The sequence below is a fragment of the Mesorhizobium onobrychidis genome, assembly GCF_024707545.1.
Classification (GTDB): domain Bacteria; phylum Pseudomonadota; class Alphaproteobacteria; order Rhizobiales; family Rhizobiaceae; genus Mesorhizobium; species Mesorhizobium onobrychidis.
This window is the reverse complement of sequence record NZ_CP062229.1, coordinates 2,771,756-2,790,654: the sequence shown is the minus strand read 5'-3', so window position 1 is coordinate 2,790,654 and position 18,899 is coordinate 2,771,756. Positions and strand designations below refer to the sequence as shown.

General features: G+C 62.7%; 21 protein-coding genes and 2 pseudogenes. 16 read left to right on the top strand and 7 right to left on the bottom strand.

The features are described 5' to 3' along the window. The first annotated feature begins 71 nt into the window (after positions 1-71). The 3 genes from IHQ72_RS13900 to IHQ72_RS13890 are packed head-to-tail and all read left to right on the top strand — an operon-like array spanning position 72 to position 2,361. Entirely contained in the window at positions 72-860 is a 789-nt protein-coding gene (locus IHQ72_RS13900) for a lanthanide ABC transporter ATP-binding protein PedB/LutE (protein WP_258122944.1), read from the top strand. An 11-nt stretch (positions 861-871) separates the two neighbouring features. Then, positions 872-1,732 carry a lanthanide ABC transporter permease protein PedC gene (locus IHQ72_RS13895; protein ID WP_258123830.1) on the top strand — a complete coding sequence of 287 codons (861 nt, stop codon included), beginning with the start codon at positions 872-874 and terminating at the stop codon, positions 1,730-1,732. Next, the gene (locus IHQ72_RS13890; protein WP_258122943.1) at positions 1,732-2,361 is read left to right on the top strand and encodes a hypothetical protein; all 630 of its coding nucleotides are present in this window, start codon (positions 1,732-1,734) and stop codon (positions 2,359-2,361) included. Before IHQ72_RS13895 ends, IHQ72_RS13890 begins: the two co-directional genes overlap by 1 nt. Positions 2,362-2,388: 27 nt before the next feature. Here IHQ72_RS13890 and IHQ72_RS13885 read toward each other — a convergent pair whose 3' ends face one another. The 4 genes and pseudogenes from IHQ72_RS13885 to IHQ72_RS13875 all read right to left on the bottom strand — a co-directional run bounded on the left by IHQ72_RS13885 (position 2,389) and on the right by IHQ72_RS13875 (position 4,874). Beyond that, entirely contained in the window at positions 2,389-2,589 is a 201-nt protein-coding gene (locus IHQ72_RS13885) for a hypothetical protein (RefSeq protein WP_258122942.1), read from the bottom strand. Between the two features lie 270 nt (positions 2,590-2,859). Beyond that, positions 2,860-2,949: pseudogene (locus IHQ72_RS37090) on the bottom strand (oxidoreductase); the annotation flags it as partial. After that, the gene (gene fabF, locus IHQ72_RS13880) at positions 2,950-4,248 is read right to left on the bottom strand and encodes a beta-ketoacyl-ACP synthase II (RefSeq protein ID WP_258122941.1); all 1,299 of its coding nucleotides are present in this window, start codon (positions 4,246-4,248) and stop codon (positions 2,950-2,952) included. It lies immediately after the preceding pseudogene. Between the two features lie 47 nt (positions 4,249-4,295). After that, the gene (locus IHQ72_RS13875) at positions 4,296-4,874 is read right to left on the bottom strand and encodes a TetR/AcrR family transcriptional regulator (protein ID WP_258122940.1); all 579 of its coding nucleotides are present in this window, start codon (positions 4,872-4,874) and stop codon (positions 4,296-4,298) included. A gap of 121 nt (positions 4,875-4,995) precedes the next feature. Between IHQ72_RS13875 and IHQ72_RS13870 the strand changes: the two genes are divergently transcribed. Beyond that, positions 4,996-5,454 (top strand): nuclear transport factor 2 family protein, encoded by a 459-nt coding sequence (locus tag IHQ72_RS13870; protein WP_258122939.1) that lies wholly within the window; start codon positions 4,996-4,998, stop codon positions 5,452-5,454. Between the two features lie 41 nt (positions 5,455-5,495). Here the strand turns inward: IHQ72_RS13870 and IHQ72_RS13865 are convergent. Next, positions 5,496-5,837 (bottom strand): annotated as a pseudogene (locus IHQ72_RS13865) (TetR/AcrR family transcriptional regulator); the annotation flags it as partial. Positions 5,838-5,916: 79 nt separating this feature from the next. On the opposite strand from IHQ72_RS13865, the gene IHQ72_RS13860 reads away from it, so the two are divergent. Further along, complete coding sequence (locus IHQ72_RS13860; RefSeq protein ID WP_258122938.1) at positions 5,917-6,279, top strand: hypothetical protein; 363 nt, start codon at positions 5,917-5,919, stop codon at positions 6,277-6,279. Positions 6,280-6,479: 200 nt separating this feature from the next. Here the strand turns inward: IHQ72_RS13860 and IHQ72_RS13855 are convergent, their stop codons facing one another. Further along, the gene (locus IHQ72_RS13855; RefSeq protein ID WP_258122937.1) at positions 6,480-7,439 is read right to left on the bottom strand and encodes a LysR family transcriptional regulator; all 960 of its coding nucleotides are present in this window, start codon (positions 7,437-7,439) and stop codon (positions 6,480-6,482) included. Positions 7,440-7,562: 123 nt separating this feature from the next. Here IHQ72_RS13855 and IHQ72_RS13850 point away from each other — a divergent pair, with 123 nt between their 5' ends. From IHQ72_RS13850 to gph, 10 genes are all read left to right on the top strand, one after another. Beyond that, a complete protein-coding gene (locus IHQ72_RS13850) occupies positions 7,563-8,609 on the top strand; it encodes a class 1 fructose-bisphosphatase (protein ID WP_258122936.1) in 1,047 nt (348 codons plus the stop codon). Between the two features lie 5 nt (positions 8,610-8,614). Next, positions 8,615-9,487, top strand: a complete 873-nt coding sequence (locus tag IHQ72_RS13845; RefSeq protein ID WP_258122935.1) for a phosphoribulokinase — start codon at positions 8,615-8,617, stop codon at positions 9,485-9,487. A 10-nt stretch (positions 9,488-9,497) separates the two neighbouring features. Beyond that, the gene (tkt, locus tag IHQ72_RS13840) at positions 9,498-11,534 is read left to right on the top strand and encodes a transketolase (protein ID WP_258122934.1); all 2,037 of its coding nucleotides are present in this window, start codon (positions 9,498-9,500) and stop codon (positions 11,532-11,534) included. A gap of 12 nt (positions 11,535-11,546) precedes the next feature. Continuing rightward, positions 11,547-12,626: a class II fructose-bisphosphate aldolase gene (fba, locus tag IHQ72_RS13835; RefSeq protein WP_258122933.1), complete on the top strand. Its 1,080-nt coding sequence runs from the start codon at positions 11,547-11,549 to the stop codon at positions 12,624-12,626. A gap of 21 nt (positions 12,627-12,647) precedes the next feature. Beyond that, positions 12,648-14,141 (top strand): ribulose-bisphosphate carboxylase large subunit, encoded by a 1,494-nt coding sequence (locus IHQ72_RS13830; RefSeq protein ID WP_374120351.1) that lies wholly within the window; start codon positions 12,648-12,650, stop codon positions 14,139-14,141. An 18-nt stretch (positions 14,142-14,159) separates the two neighbouring features. After that, positions 14,160-14,594, top strand: coding sequence for a ribulose bisphosphate carboxylase small subunit (locus IHQ72_RS13825; RefSeq protein ID WP_123148278.1), 435 nt, complete (start codon positions 14,160-14,162; stop codon positions 14,592-14,594). Between the two features lie 8 nt (positions 14,595-14,602). After that, complete coding sequence (gene cbbX, locus IHQ72_RS13820; RefSeq protein ID WP_258122932.1) at positions 14,603-15,541, top strand: CbbX protein; 939 nt, start codon at positions 14,603-14,605, stop codon at positions 15,539-15,541. Positions 15,542-15,603: 62 nt separating this feature from the next. After that, positions 15,604-16,290, top strand: coding sequence for a ribulose-phosphate 3-epimerase (rpe, locus tag IHQ72_RS13815; protein ID WP_258122931.1), 687 nt, complete (start codon positions 15,604-15,606; stop codon positions 16,288-16,290). Between the two features lie 40 nt (positions 16,291-16,330). Next, positions 16,331-16,888 carry a thioredoxin family protein gene (locus tag IHQ72_RS13810; protein ID WP_258122930.1) on the top strand — a complete coding sequence of 186 codons (558 nt, stop codon included), beginning with the start codon at positions 16,331-16,333 and terminating at the stop codon, positions 16,886-16,888. Further along, a complete protein-coding gene (gene gph, locus IHQ72_RS13805; RefSeq protein ID WP_258122929.1) occupies positions 16,885-17,586 on the top strand; it encodes a phosphoglycolate phosphatase in 702 nt (233 codons plus the stop codon). The genes IHQ72_RS13810 and gph overlap by 4 nt, the downstream gene beginning before the upstream one ends. 109 nt (positions 17,587-17,695) lie before the next feature. Here gph and IHQ72_RS13800 read toward each other — a convergent pair whose 3' ends face one another. Then, positions 17,696-18,076, bottom strand: coding sequence for a c-type cytochrome (locus IHQ72_RS13800; protein ID WP_258122928.1), 381 nt, complete (start codon positions 18,074-18,076; stop codon positions 17,696-17,698). Positions 18,077-18,668: 592 nt separating this feature from the next. Between IHQ72_RS13800 and IHQ72_RS13795 the strand changes: the two genes are divergently transcribed. Then, entirely contained in the window at positions 18,669-18,878 is a 210-nt protein-coding gene (locus IHQ72_RS13795) for a hypothetical protein (protein ID WP_258122927.1), read from the top strand. Positions 18,879-18,899: the final 21 nt, after the last annotated feature.

Here is an 18,899-nt window from a genome sequence, read left to right as displayed (position 1 = left end):
GAGCCCGGTGCGCTAGACTCCTGGTGCGCTAGGTGCGCTAGACTATTGTCGACGACAAGGAACCAGCCGGCGTGCAGCATGTGAGGACAAGCGGACCAGGAGATGAGGTGGCGGCGCTCGATGTCGCCGGCGTCAGCCATTCCTATGGTCCGAAGCGGGCGCTCAACGACGTCTCATTCTCGATCGCGCCGGCGAACTTCACCGTTCTTCTCGGCCTCAACGGCGCCGGCAAGACAACCCTGTTCTCGCTGATTAGCCATCTTTACGACACGCGCCGCGGGTCGATCCGCATCTTCGGCCATGACGTCAGCCGCGCATCGGGCGAAGCGCTCCGGCGTGTCGGCATCGTGTTCCAGGCACGCACGCTCGACCTCGACCTCAGCGTCCACCAGAACCTCTCCTACCACGCCGCGCTGCATGGCGTCGGAGGACGCGAGGCCCGGCAGCGCATTGCCGCGCTGCTCGCTACGGTCGACATGGAGGGCCGGCAGCATGACAAGGCACGCAGTCTTTCCGGCGGTCAGATGCGGCGCATCGAGATCGCCAGGGCGCTGCTCCACCGCCCGTCCCTGCTGCTGCTCGACGAGGCGACGGTCGGTCTCGACATCCAATCGCGCGCGGGCATTCTCGCCACCATCCGCAAGCTCGTCGAAACCGAGGGCATTGGCGTGCTGTGGGCAACGCATCTGATCGACGAGGTTGAAGACGGCGACCATGTCGTCGTGCTGCGGCAGGGCGAACTGGTCGCCAAGGGCAGGGTTGCCGATGTCGTCAGGACGAGCGGCGCCGGTTCGATCCGCGACGCCTTTTCGAGGCTCAGCCGCATCGAGGCAGCCGGCATCGCGGAGATATCGCCATGAGCGCTCCCGCAATGCCCGAGAAAGTCGCCGGCATCATCCCGGTGAAGTTCGAAAAATTCGGCCTGCGCCATTATCTCGTTTGCCTCAAAGGCGTCGTCCTGCGGGAGTGCCTGCGCTTCCTGCACCAGCGCGAGCGCTTCATATCCTCGCTGGTTCGGCCGCTCATCTGGCTGTTCATTTTTGCCGCCGGGTTCCGGCAGGTGCTCGGCGTGTCGATCATCCCTCCTTACAAGACCTACGTGCTCTACGAGGTCTACATCACGCCGGGCTTGTGCGGCATGATCCTGCTGTTCTCGGGTATGCAGTCTTCGCTGTCGATGGTCTATGACCGCGAGATGGGAAACATGCGCACCCTTTTGGTCAGCCCCTTCCCGCGCTGGTTCCTGCTGGTGTCGAAGATGCTCGCCGGCGTCTCCGTATCGATCGCGCAAGTCTACGCGTTCCTGATCGTTGCCTGGTTCTGGGGCGTCAAGGCGCCGCCGATCGGCTATCTCATGGTGCTGCCGGCGCTGTTCCTGTCGGGCATGATGCTTTGCGCGCTCGGCATGCTTTTGTCGTCGATGATCAAGCAGCTCGAAAACTTCGCCGGCATCATGAACTTCGTCATCTTTCCCGGCTATTTCGCTTCTCCAGCGCTCTATCCTTTGTGGCGCATCCAGGAGGCGAGCCCGCTGCTTTACAAAATCTGCCTCGCCAACCCGTTCACCTATGCCGTCGAACTGATCCGCTTCGCCTTCTACGGCCAGATTAACTGGCTGTCGCTGGGCGTCGTTGCCGGCTGCACGCTGCTGTTCCTTGCCGCCGCAATCATCGCCTATGACCCTTCGCGCGGCCTGATGACCCGCAAACAGGACACGGGAGGAAATGCCTGATGGCACGAATGAGCCTTGTTCGCAGCCTGGCTGTGGTTGCCATGCTCGCGCCGGGCGTGAACGCCATGGCGGCGAATACCGATCCGGACTGGCCTTGCATACAGCGCAAGGTGCCGCAACTCTCGCTCGGCCAGATCTGGAACGGGCCGGAGCTGCCGCCAGCGGCGAAGGACTTGTCGAAAGACCCCGGTATCTCCGCCCTGGTCGAGGAGGTGGCAGCCCGGCGGATACCGATTGCCGAAGCCCAAAAGAAGATCAAGGATTTCGCCGCCTCGCTGCCGGCCGAGCAGCTTGCGCCAAAGATGGCGATGCTGGTGCAAGGCATGTTCGATCACATGGACGCCGAGCGTTCTCACGTGATCTCAGGCATTTCCCGTTACGCCCACAAGCAGCTCGAAATGGCCGCCGCGTTGCGCAAGGAAGCGTCCGACGTCGATGCATTGCGAGCAAAGCCCGATGCAAATCCAGACGAGATCGAACGGCGAACCGAACAGCTGAAATTCGCAACGCGAATTTTCAACGAACGCGTCCAATCACTGACTTACGTCTGTGAAGTGCCGACGATCATCGAGCAGCGGCTTTATCAATTGTCCAAAGTCGTCTCGGAAACGCTCGCCGCGAAGAAGTAGAACCTCATTCGCTCTTCGCGGCGGATCTCACGATCCCCGGCCGGGCAGCATGCGCCAGCGCTGCACGAAATAACCGGGATGCGTCTCGATCCAGTGGGCGACCAGCGGCTGCGCCTGCATGAAGGCGGTCCCGGGATTCATTGCCAGGCCGTCCACCATCTGTTCGCGTTGTTCACAGGTCTGCGGCACATCCGTCAGGCAGACCATCATAACCAGCGTGTAAAGCATTACCCCTTGTCCCCATCGAATCCCGAACCCCATGCCCGGGAGGTTTCAGTGATACCGACCAGTCTGCAGGGGTCGCACATACAGATCGCTTACGGGTGTGAAAAAGCACGTGCCCCCGCTCTTTCGCACTGCAACATAACATGTCGCTTATCTAACTCCAACGACCGCCGGGCGTTTTCCAGAGCAATCGCGTCGGGTTGCGCCGCGCCAACGTGGCGCCGATGTTTCCAGCGCCGATCATTCCGATCATCACGGGTGTCGTCGATGTCGTCAGACCGGCAACCCGTTCTGCTTTCGCAGGCTTTTGTCGAATGCCGATGCGGGGACGAAACGGCACAGGAAACTGACCTGGCGCGCCATTTAGCCGCCGCCGATGCTCGCACCGGCCAGCTGGTCCGTCCAGCGCCTGAACAGCGCACTGGCATTGACGCCTCCGAAACCGAAGCCGTTGGAGATCGCGTAGTCCATTCCCATTGGGCGGGCCTGGTTTGCGACGAAGTCGATCCCGTCGCCGGCTGGATCCGGCGCGCTCAAATTGAGGGTTGGCGGCGCCACCTGATCCCTGAGCGCCAGGATTGCGAAGATGGCTCCAAGCCCGCCGGCGGCTCCGAGCAGGTGTCCAGTCGCGGATTTCGTTGCGCTGACAGCGATGGCGGAATCTGAGCCGAAGAGTGTTTTGATCGCCGCGATTTCCCCGAGATCACCGACCGGCGTGGAGGTCGCGTGCGCATTGAGGTGGCGAACTTCACGCGGCGAAATGCCGGCTTGGGCAATCGCGATCTCCATGGCCCGGCGCGCCCCGTCGCCGTCCTCGGGGCCGGAGGTGACGTGATGAGCATCCGCCGTCGTGCCGTAGCCGACGAGCTCGGCGAGCGGTTTCGCACCGCGCGCAAGCGCGTGGCTCAGTTCCTCGATGATCAGGATGCCGGCCCCTTCGCCCATGACGAAGCCGTCCCGCGACATATCGAAGGGGCGCGAGGCTTCAGCCGGCGTTTCGTTGAAGCCGGTGGAAAGGGAGCGAGCCGCGGCAAAACCACCGAGACTGACGATATTCATGCACGCTTCCGTTCCGCCGCACACGGCGATATCGGCTTCATTGGCGCGGATAAGGCGAGCCGCATCGCCGATCGCCTGGATGCCGGCCGCGCACGCCGTCACCGGCGCGCCGAGTGGCCCCTTGAAGCCATGGCGGATCGAGATGTGGCCCGCCGCGAGGTTCACCAGGAAGGACGGCACTGTAAACGGCGATAGGCGGCGGACGCCGCGCCGGTCGACCGTGCGCACCGCCTCGGTTATGGCGGGGAACCCGCCGACGCCGGAGGCGATGATCGTGGCCGTGCGCAAGCGATCCGCTTCCGAGACGGGTGCCCATCTTGCTTGGGCGAGTGCCTTTTGTGCAGCGGCGAGCCCGAAGAGGATGAACCGGTCTACCTTGCGCTGGTCCTTCGGCGGCAGCACTGCATCCGGGTCGAAGCCAGCATCAGGATCTTCTTCGTGCGAGGGAACCACGCCGCCGATCTTCGCCGGCAGGTCTCCCACCACGTCGTCGGCAAGCCTGCGGATGCCTGAGCGACCGGCCAGGAGCCGCGACCAGGACGCTTCGACATCGGCAGCAAGGGGCGTGACCGCTCCCATGCCTGTGACAACAATCCGTCGCATCCATCCTCCTGTCGATTTGGGTGCGCCGCCAGCGCTGCGCACGCCGTTCAAGCGCCGGCTGCTTCGCGAACCTGTTCGGTCGCCGCGTCCAGAAAGGCCTGGGCGAGGTCCGGGTCGTTGACGACGCGCGATAGCGTCAGCGCACCGACCATCGTCGAGAGAATGGCCATAGCCTTTCCATCGGACTCCTCACCATTGGCCTCGGCAATGAAACGGCCGAGGATTTCGAGATGCTCCTTGATCCCGGCTTCGAACGACGCTTTCACGTCGCTGCCCTGTCTGGCGGCATCCGAACCGAGCGCGACAATCGGGCAGCCGTCCATCTTTTCTCCGCGATGGTCCATACTGAGGTAGAACGCGATCACCGCGCCAAGCGGATCCTCGGATTTTGCCGCAGTCGCGGCCGACCACCGGAGGGTGGCGCTCTCCATCGCCCGCCTGGACGCCTGCGCCGCCAGATCGTCCTTGGATGCGAACTGCTTGTAAAACGCACCCTGGGTCAGGCCGGCAGCCTCCATCAGGTCCTTAAGGCCGATGCCGTCAAAGCCGCGCTCCCGAAAAAGCCGGCTTGCTACATTGATCACGGTTTCGCGGTTTTCCGCAGCCTGAACGCGACTCACACGCATCGTCATCTCCTAAATTAGCTTGCGTTCGACATCTATAACAGATATAGAGTGCGAACGCAATCCAATTTGGCTGCGCACGGGTGCCCACGACACGCCATCGAAAATTTGGAGGAGAGGTCAAATGCTATACAGTTATTTTGTCGAGAAATCGATCCGGGAGAGCTTCGACCACGTCAACAAACATCGCTGGGATGAGGCGGTGAAAGCACTCGTGCCGCATGTCCATCACCGCGTTTCCGGCACCCATGCGCTTGGTGGTGAGCGCCACGACAAAGAAGCCGTGCGCCGATGGTTTGAGCGCCTCGGCCGCGTCCTGCCCAATCTCCATCTCACGGTCAACCACATCTGGGTGAAGGGCTGGCCGTGGCATACCACCGTGTTTGCCCAGTGGGACGGCACCGCAACGCTGCTCAACGGCGACGCGTCGTACGTCAACCGTGGTCTCCACGTGTTCACCCTGCGGTGGGGCAGAGTCTATGCACTTGAGGAATTTTACGATTCACAAGCAGCGGCCCGCGGTCTTGCCGCCCAAGCGGCAACTGGCCTCGAAGAAGCTGTCGGCGAACCAATTGTGGGCTAGCAGAAGCGCAGTCAGAGGCCCGGGCTCCTCGCCCTCGGCCTCGCCACGACCGGGCAGCCGTCCATTCTTTCTGCGCGATGATCCATACTGAGGATGATCCTATACTGAGGTAGATGCGATCACCGCGCCAAGCGGGTCTGCGGATTGGCCGCGGCCGCGGCCGACCATCGGAGGGAGGCGCTCTCCATCGCCCGCCTGGACGCCTGCGCCGCCAGGTCGTCCTTGGATGCGAACTGCTTGTAGAAGGCGCCCTGGGTCAGCCCCGCACCCTCCATCAGGTCCTTAAGGCCGATGCCGTCAAAGCCGTGCTTCCGAAAAAGCCGGCTTGCCACGTTGATCACGGGTTCGCGGTTTTCCGCAGCCTGAATGCGACTCACACGCATCGTGATCTCATTTTAGATTGCATTCGTAATCTATCTCTTATATAGAGGTCGAATGCAATCTAAATAGAGGAGACATGACATGATCCGCAGAACCCTGAGCGCATCGCTCTTGGCCGCGCTGTTTCTTACGAGCCCGGCGTTTGCCGAGGAAGCCACCCTCGGACGTCCGATCGAAGGCGGCAGCCTGCATGAGGGATACCTCGACATGGTAGCCTACTACGTCCCGGTCGACGGCGACCTCCTGGAGGTCACCGCCACCTTCGCGCCGAAGATCGGGGGCGATCCGCTGCGCGTCGTCATGGGCCTCGCCGACGGCGACTCCGTGGCCTTTTCCATGCCGGGCCACCAGAACGAACTCTACGCATTCTCAAGGTCCGGCGAGGCGGTCACGGTCTCGAGCGAGACTGACATGCATCTGCGAGCCGACGCGACAATGCGCTGACCCGACGTGCAGACCGCACCTGCCTGCTACTGGCCGCGGCGCTCGCGCTCCCGCCCAGGACCGCGCGCCGCGGCGGACCGGGCAAGATCGCGGAACGGCTCGTGGACGTCGGTCAGGAGGTCTAAGCCGGTCAGCCGCTGATGGACGCCATCGTTTGTCTGAATCGTTTGTCTGAAGCGTTTGCCTTGGGGCCGCGCGGCCTAACTCGCGCGACCTCTAGTGTTCGGTCCTTCGTGCGGATAGAGCTTGCCGAACAGGGGCAGATACATCGCGCCCTTGCGCATCAGGAAATCGTGGAACGTCGCCATCGCCGGCGAGATCGCGTGATCGCTGCGCATCACCGAAAACCATTGCCGGCGGATCGGCATGCCGACAACGTCGAGGATGACCAGCCGGCCGGCTTCGGTTTCCGCAGCGATGGTGTGGGCAGAGATGAAGGCGATGCCGAGCCCGGCCATCACCGCCTGCTTGATCGTCTCGTTCGAGCCCATCTCGACGCCGAGATCGTCGATGCGGCCGGGCACGTCGCTCAGGAATATCTCCAGCGAGATGCGTGTACCGGAGCCGGGCTCGCGAATGAGGAAATGCTCTTCGGCGATCCGCTCCTTGGATATCTCGCGTGCCGACGCCAGCGGGTGGTCGGGCGGCGCAATGATGACCAGCGGGTGATCGCCGAACACCGAGGCACGCACCGGGACTTCCCTCGCCGGGCGTCCCATCAGCGCGATATCGATGTCGTGGTTCTTCAGACTGTCGATCGTTTCGGCGCGGTTGCCGATGGCAAGCCGCATGTCGATGTCGGGATGTTCCTTCATGAAGCCAGCCATGAGCCGCGGCGCGAAATATTTGGCAGTGGAAACGACGCCGAGCCTCAAGCTGCCGATACGCACGCCCTTGATCGCATCCATCGCGTCTTCGAGCAGACGAAGCCGCTCCTCGATCGCCTGCGCCGTCTCGACGAAAGCCAGACCTGCGGCAGTCGGACGCATGCCGTCCGACGTCCGGTCGAACAAGGCCAACTGGAACTCCTCCTCCACCTGCCGCAACTGTATCGTCACCGCTGGAGGAGACAAGCCTAACACCTTGGCCGCGCTAACGATTTTCCCGTGGCTGATGATTGCCTGAACGGTCTTGAATTGCTTGAGCGTGAGATTTCTCATATCGCATACTAAATTTTTTTTAGTGCGAAAGTAAAGTTATTGAATTTTACTTATCCGGTGGCGTTTGTTCTCATTCCACTATCCGGCCGATCCGAGGAGAGGCGGCTGGATCGGGAGGTTACGATGCCAGCGGCAACGCTCGACGCTTTTCTGAATTCCTATCTCGGCCCGCCAGACGAACTGCGCTCTGCGGTCGTAGCGACCGTCCGCCAGCTGACGCAGGCCGCCACCAAGATCCGCAACACCATCAATCAGGGGGTGCTCGGCACCGCCTTTGCCGGGACCCGCGGCGCCAATGCCGACGGCGACATCCAGAAGGATCTCGACATCTTCGCCGACGACATCTTCCTCGACGCCATGCGGCACGCTCCGGTCGCGCTCTACGCCTCCGAGGAATTGGAGCAGCCGGTCCTGCTCGACAGGCAGGCGCCTCTCGCCATCGCCATCGATCCGCTCGACGGCTCTTCCAACATCGACACCAACGTGTCGATCGGAACGATTTTCTCGCTCCTCCCTGCAACTGGCGCGCCGGACGAAAATCCGGCCGCCTCTTTTTTGCAGCCAGGCGTGAACCAGCTGGGCGCCGGTTTCTTCATCTATGGGCCGCAGCTGGCGCTGGTTCTGTCGCTCGGCAGCGGCACGCATGTCTTCGTTCTCTCGACCAGGCTCGGCACCTTCGTCCAGGCCTACGAGAGCCGGATCATCCCGCAGCGCACCCAGGAGTTCGCCATCAACGCCGCCAACTACCGGCATTGGGACGAGGCGGTGCGGCTCTACATCGACGACTGCCTCGAAGGCACCGAAGGCCCACGCGGAAAGGACTTCAACATGCGCTGGATCGCCTCCCTGGTCGCCGACTGCTATCGTATACTGATGCGCGGCGGTGTATTCCTGTATCCAGGCGACAAGCGCAAGGGTTACCGCCAGGGTCGGCTGCGCCTCGTCTATGAGGCCAACCCGATCGCCTTTCTCATCGAACAGGCCGCCGGCGCCGCTACCGACACGATCACCCGCATCCTCGAAATCGAACCCGAGAGCCTGCACCAGCGCGTGCCCATGGTGTTCGGATCGGCGCGGGAAGTCGCGCGCATCACCCGCTACCACATCGAGCCCAGCGCCATCGGCGAGCGTGCGCCGCTGTTCAGCCGCCGCGGCCTGTTCAGGGCCTGAGCACCATGTCGGCGAAGCACCCCATCATCACCATCACCGGGTCGTCGGGCGCCGGCACCACCTCGGTCAAGCGCATCTTCGAGCTGATCTTCCGGCGCGAGAACATCGAGGCCGCCTTCATCGAAGGAGATGCCTTTCACCGCTACGACCGCGCCACGATGAAGACAAAGGTGGCCGAGGAGGAGAAGGTGGGCAATCCGAACTTCACCCACTTCAATGCCGAAGCCAACGAACTCGCAATCCTCGAAGAGGTGTTTGAGGAATATGGCCGCCGGGGAACCGGAAAGACCCGCACCTACATCCATGACGAGGACGAGGAGAAGCAGTACGGCACGCCGCCGGGACAATTTACCGAATGGCGCGAATTCCCGCCGAGCGACCTGCTCTTCTACGAGGGCCTGCATGGCTGCGTCGTCACCGACAAGATCAACCTGGCCAGGCATGCGGACCTCAAGATCGGCGTGGTGCCGGTCATAAATCTCGAATGGATTCAGAAGATCCATCGCGACCGCGCAACGCGCGGCTATTCCACCGAGGCGGTGATGGACGTCATCCTGCGCCGTATGCCGGACTATGTCCGCTACATCGTCCCGCAATTCTCGCAGACCGCCATCAACTTCCAGCGCGTGCCGATCGTCGACACGTCCAACCCGTTCATCGCGCGCTGGATCCCTACGCCCGACGAATCGATGCTGGTCATTCGCTTCGCCAATCCCCGCGGCATCGATTTCCCCTACCTGCTTTCGATGATCCACGACTCGTTCATGTCGCGGCCGAATTCCATAGTGGTGCCAGGCAACAAGCTCGATCTTGCCATGCAGCTGATCCTGACGCCGCTCATCCTGCAATTGATCGAACGCAAGAACCGTGTGTCGTGAGGAGGACGCCATGAACAGCCAAGCAGCAGCATTGAAGCCCGTCGCCGCCGTCTCGGAACGCGATATGGCGAACGCCATTCGCGCACTGGCGATGGACAGCGTCCAAAAAGCCAATTCCGGTCATCCCGGCATGCCGATGGGCATGGCCGATGTCGCGACAGTGCTGTTCAGCCGCTTCATCAATATCGATCCGTCGGCGCCCAACTGGCCCGATCGCGACCGCTTCGTGCTTTCGGCCGGGCACGGCTCGATGCTGCAATATGCGCTGCATTACCTGCTCGGCTTTGAAGACATGCCGATCGAGGAATTGCAGCGGTTTCGCCAGCTAGGCAGCCGCACTGCCGGACATCCGGAATATGGCCATGCGCTTGGCATCGAGACGACGACCGGTCCGCTTGGACAAGGCATTTCGACCGGCGTCGGCATGGCGCTGGCGGAGCGCATGCTTGCCGCCCGCCACGGCGCCGATCTCGTCGACCATTTCACCTACGTGATCGCCGGCGACGGCTGCCTGCAGGAAGGCATCAGCCACGAGGCGATCGACCTTGCTGGCCATCTGAAGCTGGCCCGGCTGATCGTCTTCTGGGACGACAATGCGATCTCGATCGACGGACCGACTTCGCTGTCGACATCGATGGACCAGCCGGCACGGTTCAAAGCCGCCGGATGGCATGTCCAATCGGTGGACGGCCACGACACGGAAGCCGTTGCAGCGGCAATCGAAGCGGCGCAGCAGTCTGACCGGCCGTCGCTGATTGCCTGCCGCACGGTGATCGGCAAGGGCGCGCCCAATCTGGGCGGTTCGGAAAAGACGCATGGCGCACCGCTGGGCGACGCGGAGATCGCCGCGACGCGCGAAAACATCGGCTGGGCCTACGCGCCGTTCGAGGTGCCGGACGACATCCTTTTCGCCTGGCGCGAAATTGCACAGCGCGGGCAAGCAGCACGGCACGCCTGGGAGCAGCAGCTTGCCGCCTCGCCGCGGCGCGAGGCCTTCGAGAGCGCGGTCGCCGGCAACCTGCCCGACGCAGTCTTCGAAGCGCTCGGCGCTTTCCGCAAGGAGCATGTCGAGAAGGCGACCAAGGTTGCAACGCGAAAAGCCTCCGAAATGGCGCTCGCTGCGATCAACGCCGCAACCGAGCTTACCGTCGGCGGCTCTGCCGATCTGACGCACTCGAACCTGACGATCACCAAGGGCATGGACCGCATAGCGCCGGATGACTATGCCGGCCGTTACATTCACTACGGGATCCGCGAGCACGGCATGGCCGCGGCCATGAACGGCATCGCACTGCATGGCGGCTTCGTGCCCTATGGCGGCACGTTCCTGTGCTTCGCCGACTATGCGCGCGGCGCGATGCGGCTCTCGGCGCTCATGGGCCAGCGCGTGATTTATGTGATGACGCACGATTCCATCGGTCTCGGCGAGGACGGCCCGACCCACCAGCCGATCGAGCACCTGGCGATGCTGCGGGCCACGCCGAACCTCAACGTCTTCCGTCCGGCCGACATCATCGAAACGGCGGAGTGCTGGGAATTGGCGCTGAAGAGCAAGACCCGGCCGAGCGTGCTGGTGCTCTCGCGCCAGAACCTGCCGATGCTGCGCCAAGCACACAGCGAGGAGGCGCACAGCGACGAGCCACACAGCAACGAGAACCGGTCGAGCCAAGGCGCCTACGTCCTGCGCGAGCCGGCCGAGCACCGCGCCGTGACGCTGATCGCCACCGGCTCGGAGGTCGAGATCGCCGTTGCCGCCGCCGAACGGCTGGAGACCGGGCACGGCATCGCCGCCGCGGTCGTCTCAATGCCGTGCTGGGAGCTTTTCGAGGAACAGGATGCCGGCACTCGCAAGGCCGTTCTCGGCTCGGCGCCGCGCATTGCGGTCGAAGCCGCAGCACGGCTCGGCTGGGATCGCTGGATCGGCGACACCGGCGCTTTCGTCGGCATGGCCGGTTTCGGCGCCAGCGCCCCTGCCCCGGATCTCTACCGGCATTTCGACATCACGCCCGAAGCCGTCGCCGCAGCGGCGCTGAAGCTCATCATCTAGGAGGACCCGACAATGGCCCGCATCACCCTTCGCCAGCTTCTCGACCATGCCGCCGAGCATGGTTACGGCGTGCCGGCATTCAACATCAACAACATGGAACAGGGCCTCGCCATCATGGAGGCGGCCAAGGCCTGCGACGCGCCGGTCATCATCCAGGCCTCGCGCGGCGCCCGCTCCTATGCCAACGACATCATGCTGGCCAAGATGATGGAGGCGTTGACCGAAATGCATCCGGCCATTCCGCTCTGCATCCATCAGGATCACGGCAACAACGAAGCCACCTGCCTTTCGGCGATCCGCCACGGCTTCACCTCGGTGATGATGGACGGCTCGCTGATGGCGGACGCCAAGACGCTGGCGAGCTACGATTACAACGTCGCCATCACCGAGCGTGTCGCACGCATGGCGCATTGGGTCGGCGCCTCCGTCGAAGGCGAGCTCGGCGTGCTCGGCTCGCTGGAGACCGGCCAGGGCGAGGCCGAGGACGGCCACGGCGCCGAAGGCGCGCTTTCCCACGACCAGCTTTTGACCGATCCCGATCAGGCGGTCGACTTCGTCACCGCCACCCAGGTCGACGCGCTGGCGATCGCCTGCGGCACCTCGCACGGCGCCTACAAATTCAGCCGCAAGCCGGACGGCGGCATCCTGGCCATGCAGGTGATCGAGGCGATCCACGAAAAGCTGCCCAACACGCATCTGGTCATGCATGGCTCTTCCTCGGTGCCGCAGGAACTGCAGGACATCATCAACAAGTATGGCGGCGAGATGCCCCAGACTTTTGGCGTTCCGGTCGAGGAGATCGAGCGCGGCATCCGCTACGGCGTGCGCAAGGTCAACATCGACACTGATTGCCGCATGGCCATGGCCGGGCAGTTCCGCCGCGTCGCGACGGAGGACCCGCGCGAATTCGATCCGCGCAAATTCCTGAAACCCGCCATGGACGCCCTGCGCGATCTTTGCCGCGATCGCTTTGAACGCTTCGGCACGGCGGGCAACGCCTCGAAGATCAGGGTCATCGCCATGGACGAGATGGCGAAACGTTACGCCGCGGGAAAACTCGACCCGCAGATCGCAACCGCGAAAGCCGCCTGAGCGGCAAACAGGAGACCTGTCATGAACAAGATCGACATGCCGTCAGCAGGCACGCTCAAGGAAGGCAAGGAACGCTACAAGTCGGGCGTCATCCCCTACAAGAAGATGGGCTACTGGGAGCCGGACTACCGGCCCAAGGAGACCGACCTGATCGCCATGTTTCGGATCACGCCGCAGCCCGGCGTCGACCACGAGGAGGCGGCCGCCGCCATCGCCGGTGAATCCTCTACCGCGACATGGACCGTGGTGTGGACCGACAGACTGACCGCCTGCGAGCTCTACCGCGCCAAGGCGTTCAAATCCGAGCCGGTGCCGAACACAGGTCCCGGCACCAAGACCGAGCAGCAGTACTTCGCTTACATCGCCTACGACCTCGACCTGTTCGAGCCCGGCTCAATCGCCAACCTGACTGCATCGATCATCGGCAACGTGTTCGGCTTCAAGGCAGTCAAGGCCTTGCGGCTCGAGGACATGCGCATCCCGGTGGCTTACCTCAAAACCTTCCAGGGCCCGGCGACCGGCATCGTGGTGGAACGCGAGCGGCTCGACAAATTCGGCCGGCCGCTGCTCGGCGCGACGACGAAGCCGAAGCTTGGCCTGTCAGGCCGCAACTACGGCCGCGTCGTCTACGAGGCGCTGAAGGGTGGCCTCGACTTCGTCAAGGACGACGAGAACATCAACTCGCAACCCTTCATGCACTGGCGCGACCGCTTCCTCTACTGCATGGAGGCTGTGAACAAGGCGTCGGCCGCCACCGGCGAAGTCAAGGGCCATTATCTCAACGTCACCGCCGGCACGATGGAGGAGATGTACGAGCGCGCCGAATTCGCAAAACAGCTTGGCTCCTGCATCGTCATGATCGACCTCGTCATTGGCTACACGGCGATCCAGTCGATGGCCAAGTGGGCACGCCGCAGCGACATGATCCTGCACCTGCACCGCGCCGGCAACTCGACTTATTCGCGCCAGAAGAACCACGGCATGAATTTTCGCGTCATCTGCAAATGGATGCGGATGGCCGGCGTCGATCACATCCATGCCGGCACGGTGGTCGGCAAGCTGGAAGGCGACCCGCTGATGATCAAGGGGTTTTATGACACGCTGCGCGAGGAGCGCACGCCGCAGAACCTCGAAACCGGGCTGTTCTTCGATCAGGACTGGGCCTCGCTCAACAAGGTGATGCCCGTCGCCTCGGGCGGCATCCATGCCGGCCAGATGCACCAGTTGATCCACTATCTCGGCGAGGACGTCGTCCTGCAGTTCGGCGGCGGCACGATCGGCCATCCGGATGGCATCCAGGCCGGCGCGACGGCCAATCGTGTCGCGTTGGAGGCGATGATCCTCGCCCGCAACGAGGGCCGCGACTATCTGCGCGAAGGGACCAAAATCCTCGAACAGGCGGCCAAATGGTGCACGCCGCTGAAGGCGGCCCTGGAGACCTGGAAGGACGTCACCTTCAACTACGAATCGACCGACACGGCCGACTTCGTGCCAACCGCAACGCCCAGCTTCTAGACGAAAGGAACCGTCGCCATGATGACCAATCCGGGAAACAAGGTCACGCAGGGACAGTTTTCGTTCCTGCCCGACCTGACCGATGAGCAGATTTCGGCGCAGATCAAGTACGCGCTGAAAAACCACTGGGCGGTCAGCGTCGAGTACACGGACGATCCGCATCCGCGAAACACCTATTGGGAAATGTACGGCAACCCGATGTTCGACCTGAAGGACCCGGCGGGCATCCTGCTTGAAATCAATAGCTGCCGGAAAGCCATGCCCAACATGTATGTCCGGGTCACCGCCTTCGATTCGACCAAGGGCTGGGAAGCGCCGCGCATGTCGTTCATGGTCAACCGGCCGCCCAACGAACCCGGGTTCCGGCTGCTGCGCCAGGAGCGCGACGGCCGCAGCCAGGGCTATTCGATTGTGCCTTATGCGACCGACAGGCCCGAAGGCGAGCGGAGCTAGCCGAAACCATGCTGGACGCGATAGCAAAGGGCACTGCCGCGCAGGACGAATCGGTTGATCTGCAGGCCGAGTTCGAGGCGTCCAACATCGACGAGGTGATGGACAAGCTCGACCGCGAACTCGTTGGCCTGAAGCCCATCAAGACCCGCATCCGCGAGATCGCGGCTCTGCTCCTGGTCGACCGGCTTCGCCGCAAGTTCGGGCTAACCTCGGGCGCGCCGACGCTGCACATGAACTTTACGGGAAATCCCGGCACCGGAAAGACCACCGTGGCGCTGAGGATGGCCGAAATCCTGCATCGTCTCGGCTATGTCCGCGAAGGCCACATGGTCGCGGTGACGCGAGACGATCTCGTCGGCCAGTATGTCGGCCACACCGCGCCCAAAACCCGCGAAGTGATCAAGCGCGCCATGGGCGGGGTACTTTTCATCGACGAGGCCTACTATCTCTACAAGCCCGAGAACGAACGCGACTACGGCCAGGAATCGATCGAAATCCTGCTGCAATGCATGGAAAACAACCGTGACGATCTGGTTGTGATTCTTGCCGGCTACAAGAACAAGATGGACCGCTTCTTCGACAGCAATCCCGGCATGCGCTCGCGCATCGCCCACCACCTCGATTTTCCCGACTACGGCGTCAGCGAGCTCAAATCGATCGCCGAGATCATGCTGGCGGAACAGAACTACCGTCTCAGCGAGGCGGCGGCCAAGGCGCTCGAAGAGTATCTCCCGATCCGCATGCGGCTGCCGCATTTCTCCAACGCTCGCTCGGTCCGCAATGGGCTCGACCGGGCGCGGCTTCGCCAGGCCAACCGGCTTTTCGCGTCACGCGACCGGGCGTTGACGAAAACCGACCTTATCACCATTGAAGAATCCGATATTCGCGGCAGCCGCGTGTTCGCGGAAGGTAAGCTCGAAGGCGAACCGGAGACGAAGGCGCGCTGACAAGATCACGCCGGTTGGTGTGCAGCGACCGGAAACGGAAGACAGAACGGGAGCCGACGACCATGGGTACTAAGACAATCATTGCGCCCTCGGTGCTTTCTGCGGACTTCTCACGGCTCGGCGACGAGGTCGAAGCGGTCGTCCGGGCAGGCGCCGACTGGATTCATCTCGACGTGATGGACGGCCATTTCGTGCCCAACATCACCTTCGGCCCGCCGGTGATAAAGGCGATCCGTGACCGAACGGACAAGATCTTCGACTGCCATCTGATGATCGCGCCGGCCGACGCCTATCTCGCCGCCTTCGCCGATGCCGGCTGCGACATCATCACGGTGCATGCCGAGGCCGGGCCGCATCTCGATCGTTCGCTGCAGGCGATCAGGAATCTCGGCAAGAAAGCCGGCGTGTCGCTGAATCCGTCGACGCCGGAAAGCGTCATCGAGTATGTGCTCGACCGGCTCGATCTGGTGCTTCTGATGACGGTCAATCCGGGTTTCGGCGGCCAGGCGTTCATTCCGGCTGTGGTCGACAAGGTCAGGCGGGTCAAGGCACTGATCGGCAACCGCCCGATCGACATCGAGATCGACGGCGGCGTCACGCCCGAGACCGCTCCGCTGGTCAGCGCGGCCGGCGCCAATGTGCTGGTCGCCGGCTCGGCCATCTTCAAGGGCGGCACCGAAGCTGCCTATCGCGCCAATGTCGGCGCCATCAGACAGGCAGCCGACGGGGCGATCCGGAAAGCCGCGTAAACCGTCTCATCGGAGGCCAAATATTTCATCGGAGGAAATCTTGGCGGCAATCCCACCTGTCTGCGATTTCGGCTGGCAAGCCATCGATGCCGTTTTGCCTGGCGTCGACGGCAAATCGCATTCGATCTTCAGCCATGCCGGCCCGAACGGGCTGGTCGTGGCCTTCATCTGCAACCACTGCCCTTATGTGAAGGCGGTGATTTCACGCATCGTCCGCGATGCCAACGACCTCAAGGCCGAAGGCATCGGCTTTGTTGCGATCAACTCCAACGATGCCGACGCCTATCCGGATGATTCCTTCGACAACATGAAGCTCTTCGCCAGGACGAACGGCTTCACTTTCCCCTACCTCCACGACGAGCACCAGACGGTGGCGCGTGCCTATGGAGCCGTTTGCACTCCGGATTTCTTCGGGCTCAACAGCGAGCTGACGCTGCAATATCGCGGCCGGCTGGACGCGGCGCGACGCGACGCCGGACCGCCCGGGCTGAGGCGCGACCTGTTCGAGGCGATGAAGCAAATTGCCAGAACCGGCGACGGACCGCTGGACCAGATCGCTTCGATCGGCTGCTCGATCAAGTGGAAGGATGCTGCATGAACGTCGGCATGAGTAGGCCGTTTCGATCGTCGAAAGCGATCCTGTTCGATCTCGACGGCACGCTGGTCGATTCGGCGCCTGATATAACGGCCGCAGTCAACGAGTTGCTGGCCAGCCGCGATCTGCCGCCGCTGCGCCTGGAGCAGGTCAAGGCGATGATCGGCGGCGGCGTCAGGAAACTGGTCGAGCGAGCCTTCGCAGCATCCGGTACGCCGCTCCTCGGCAGCGCGCTCGATGAGGCCAACCGCGTCATGACGCCGATTTACCGCAGACACCTGACCGGCCTGACAAGGCTGATGCCCGGCGTCAGGGAGGTTCTCACGCACTTCCATTTGAGCGGAATAGCCATGGGCGTGGTGACCAACAAGCCGCAGTTGGCGGCTCGCGAAATCCTGTTGCATTTTGGGCTGACGGAACATCTCGGCGCGATCGTCGGCGGAGACGCGGTGACATGCCTGAAACCGGCCCCCGACGCCCTGCTGCTGGCGCTCGACCAGCTTCAGGTCGAGCCTCGCGACACGCTGATGGTCGGAGACAGCGGCGCCGACGTGGCCGCCGCGCGCGCCGCCGGCATGCCCGTCATTTTGCTACGCGGCGGCTACAGCCAAATTGCCGTTGAAGAGCTTGGCGCCGACCTCGTTTGCGACGGCCTGCTCGACCTGCCTTCCGCCATGCGGAGGCTGCAAGACGCCGCTTGACCGGCGCCAACTACCGGGGCGGGCGCCGGCCGAACGCAGTTTCGAACGGCCGGCGAAGTCGGGTTACTTCCTGCGGAAGAACCGGGCTACTTCCTGCGGAAGAACCGGGTTATTTGGAGTATTGCTTCAGATAGGCGATGACGTTGGCGAGATCCTCGTCCTTCTTGAGACCGGGAAACGCCATCTTCGTGCCTTTGATCATGGCCTTGGGATCGCGAAGATAGGTCGTCAGCGTGGCTTCGTCCCATTTGACGCCGGATGCACCCGCCTCGGTCATGGGTTTAGAATATTTGAACCCCGGATGCGTGCCGGCCGTCCGGCCGATAATGCCGCTCAATGACGGACCGATCTTGTTCTTGTCCTCGTCGACGACGTGGCAGGCCTTGCATTTGGCGAAGACCTTCTCACCCGCGGCGGCATCCTGTGCCTGCGATTGGTTTGTGATGAACGTCGCAACGGACACGACGGCGAAAAATGCGATTGCACGCATGGCATTTCCTCATTGATCGTCAAGGTGCCCTGGACGATTTGCACACGCCGTTGTTTTGATCATCGGCATGCGTCGTTTTATGACAGAGCGAAAGCTTCTCCCCAGTGGAGTTGCGGCGCCTGCATCCTGGAAGCTACCCGGCAGATGAGCGATGTCAACCGTGCAGAGGTTCAGAGAGCTGCACGGCACACTCGCACCTTATCATTCCTGAGTAGGCGCCATCGGCGAGGCTGCTGATTTCCCCACTTTGGGGGGAGATCGGATGCCGCTTCGGCTTTCGCCAACCACCAACGCTGGAACGCAGGGCGATGAGGCGCGGTTCAACCGAAGCGATTGCCCTGGTTTCGAGCTCGCGATTCGTTGCTTTGTGACGGCATTTGTGCTCGCCGCCGAGGCGGGTTTTTTGTTTCAGGTTCCGGCGCCCCCGATCCATTCGCCTTTGTTGACGGCCATCGGGCGAACGCGTAGCCTCAAACCATTCGGGTTTTCCATGGGCACCTCGGGACTCCGGCAGTTGGCGATTTTGTCCAGGCTCGCAGATCGGGCCGGATCTCGCCGAAGCGAGCGTCTTCAAGCGCGCAAGAGGTGCTGAATGGATATGGTCGACCTCATATTGACGGTTTGCCTGATTGCCAATCCGGGCGATTGCCGAGACGAACATCTCTATTTCGAGAGCCGTGGCTCTCTCGTCCAATGTATGGTGCTGGCGCCCAGCGAAATCGCGAAATGGTCGCAGGAACACCCGACCCTAAAGGTTAAGCGCTGGACATGCGCTTTCCCGAACAAAGACCGTGCGATCTGATCGGCGCTCTGGCTTATTGCG

Bases quoted from the DNA above. Each gene is read 5' to 3' on its own strand.
- IHQ72_RS13825 (WP_123148278.1), top strand. From the start codon at position 14,160: ATGATGACCAATCCGGGAAACAAGGTCACGCAGGGACAGTTTTCGTTC.
- rpe (WP_258122931.1), top strand. From the start codon at position 15,604: ATGGGTACTAAGACAATCATTGCGCCCTCGGTGCTTTCTGCGGACTTC.
- IHQ72_RS13895 (WP_258123830.1), top strand. From the start codon at position 872: ATGCCCGAGAAAGTCGCCGGCATCATCCCGGTGAAGTTCGAAAAATTC.
- IHQ72_RS13860 (WP_258122938.1), top strand. From the start codon at position 5,917: ATGATCCGCAGAACCCTGAGCGCATCGCTCTTGGCCGCGCTGTTTCTT.
- IHQ72_RS13800 (WP_258122928.1), bottom strand. From the start codon at position 18,076: ATGCGTGCAATCGCATTTTTCGCCGTCGTGTCCGTTGCGACGTTCATC.
- IHQ72_RS13875 (WP_258122940.1), bottom strand. From the start codon at position 4,874: ATGCGTGTGAGTCGCGTTCAGGCTGCGGAAAACCGCGAAACCGTGATC.
- IHQ72_RS13885 (WP_258122942.1), bottom strand. From the start codon at position 2,589: ATGCTTTACACGCTGGTTATGATGGTCTGCCTGACGGATGTGCCGCAG.
- IHQ72_RS13870 (WP_258122939.1), top strand. From the start codon at position 4,996: ATGCTATACAGTTATTTTGTCGAGAAATCGATCCGGGAGAGCTTCGAC.
- IHQ72_RS13850 (WP_258122936.1), top strand. From the start codon at position 7,563: ATGCCAGCGGCAACGCTCGACGCTTTTCTGAATTCCTATCTCGGCCCG.
- cbbX (WP_258122932.1), top strand. From the start codon at position 14,603: ATGCTGGACGCGATAGCAAAGGGCACTGCCGCGCAGGACGAATCGGTT.
- gph (WP_258122929.1), top strand. From the start codon at position 16,885: ATGAACGTCGGCATGAGTAGGCCGTTTCGATCGTCGAAAGCGATCCTG.
- IHQ72_RS13795 (WP_258122927.1), top strand. From the start codon at position 18,669: ATGGATATGGTCGACCTCATATTGACGGTTTGCCTGATTGCCAATCCG.
- IHQ72_RS13830 (WP_374120351.1), top strand. From the start codon at position 12,648: ATGAACAAGATCGACATGCCGTCAGCAGGCACGCTCAAGGAAGGCAAG.
- IHQ72_RS13845 (WP_258122935.1), top strand. From the start codon at position 8,615: ATGTCGGCGAAGCACCCCATCATCACCATCACCGGGTCGTCGGGCGCC.
- IHQ72_RS13855 (WP_258122937.1), bottom strand. From the start codon at position 7,439: ATGAGAAATCTCACGCTCAAGCAATTCAAGACCGTTCAGGCAATCATC.
- fba (WP_258122933.1), top strand. From the start codon at position 11,547: ATGGCCCGCATCACCCTTCGCCAGCTTCTCGACCATGCCGCCGAGCAT.
- fabF (WP_258122941.1), bottom strand. From the start codon at position 4,248: ATGCGACGGATTGTTGTCACAGGCATGGGAGCGGTCACGCCCCTTGCT.
- tkt (WP_258122934.1), top strand. From the start codon at position 9,498: ATGAACAGCCAAGCAGCAGCATTGAAGCCCGTCGCCGCCGTCTCGGAA.
- IHQ72_RS13890 (WP_258122943.1), top strand. From the start codon at position 1,732: ATGGCACGAATGAGCCTTGTTCGCAGCCTGGCTGTGGTTGCCATGCTC.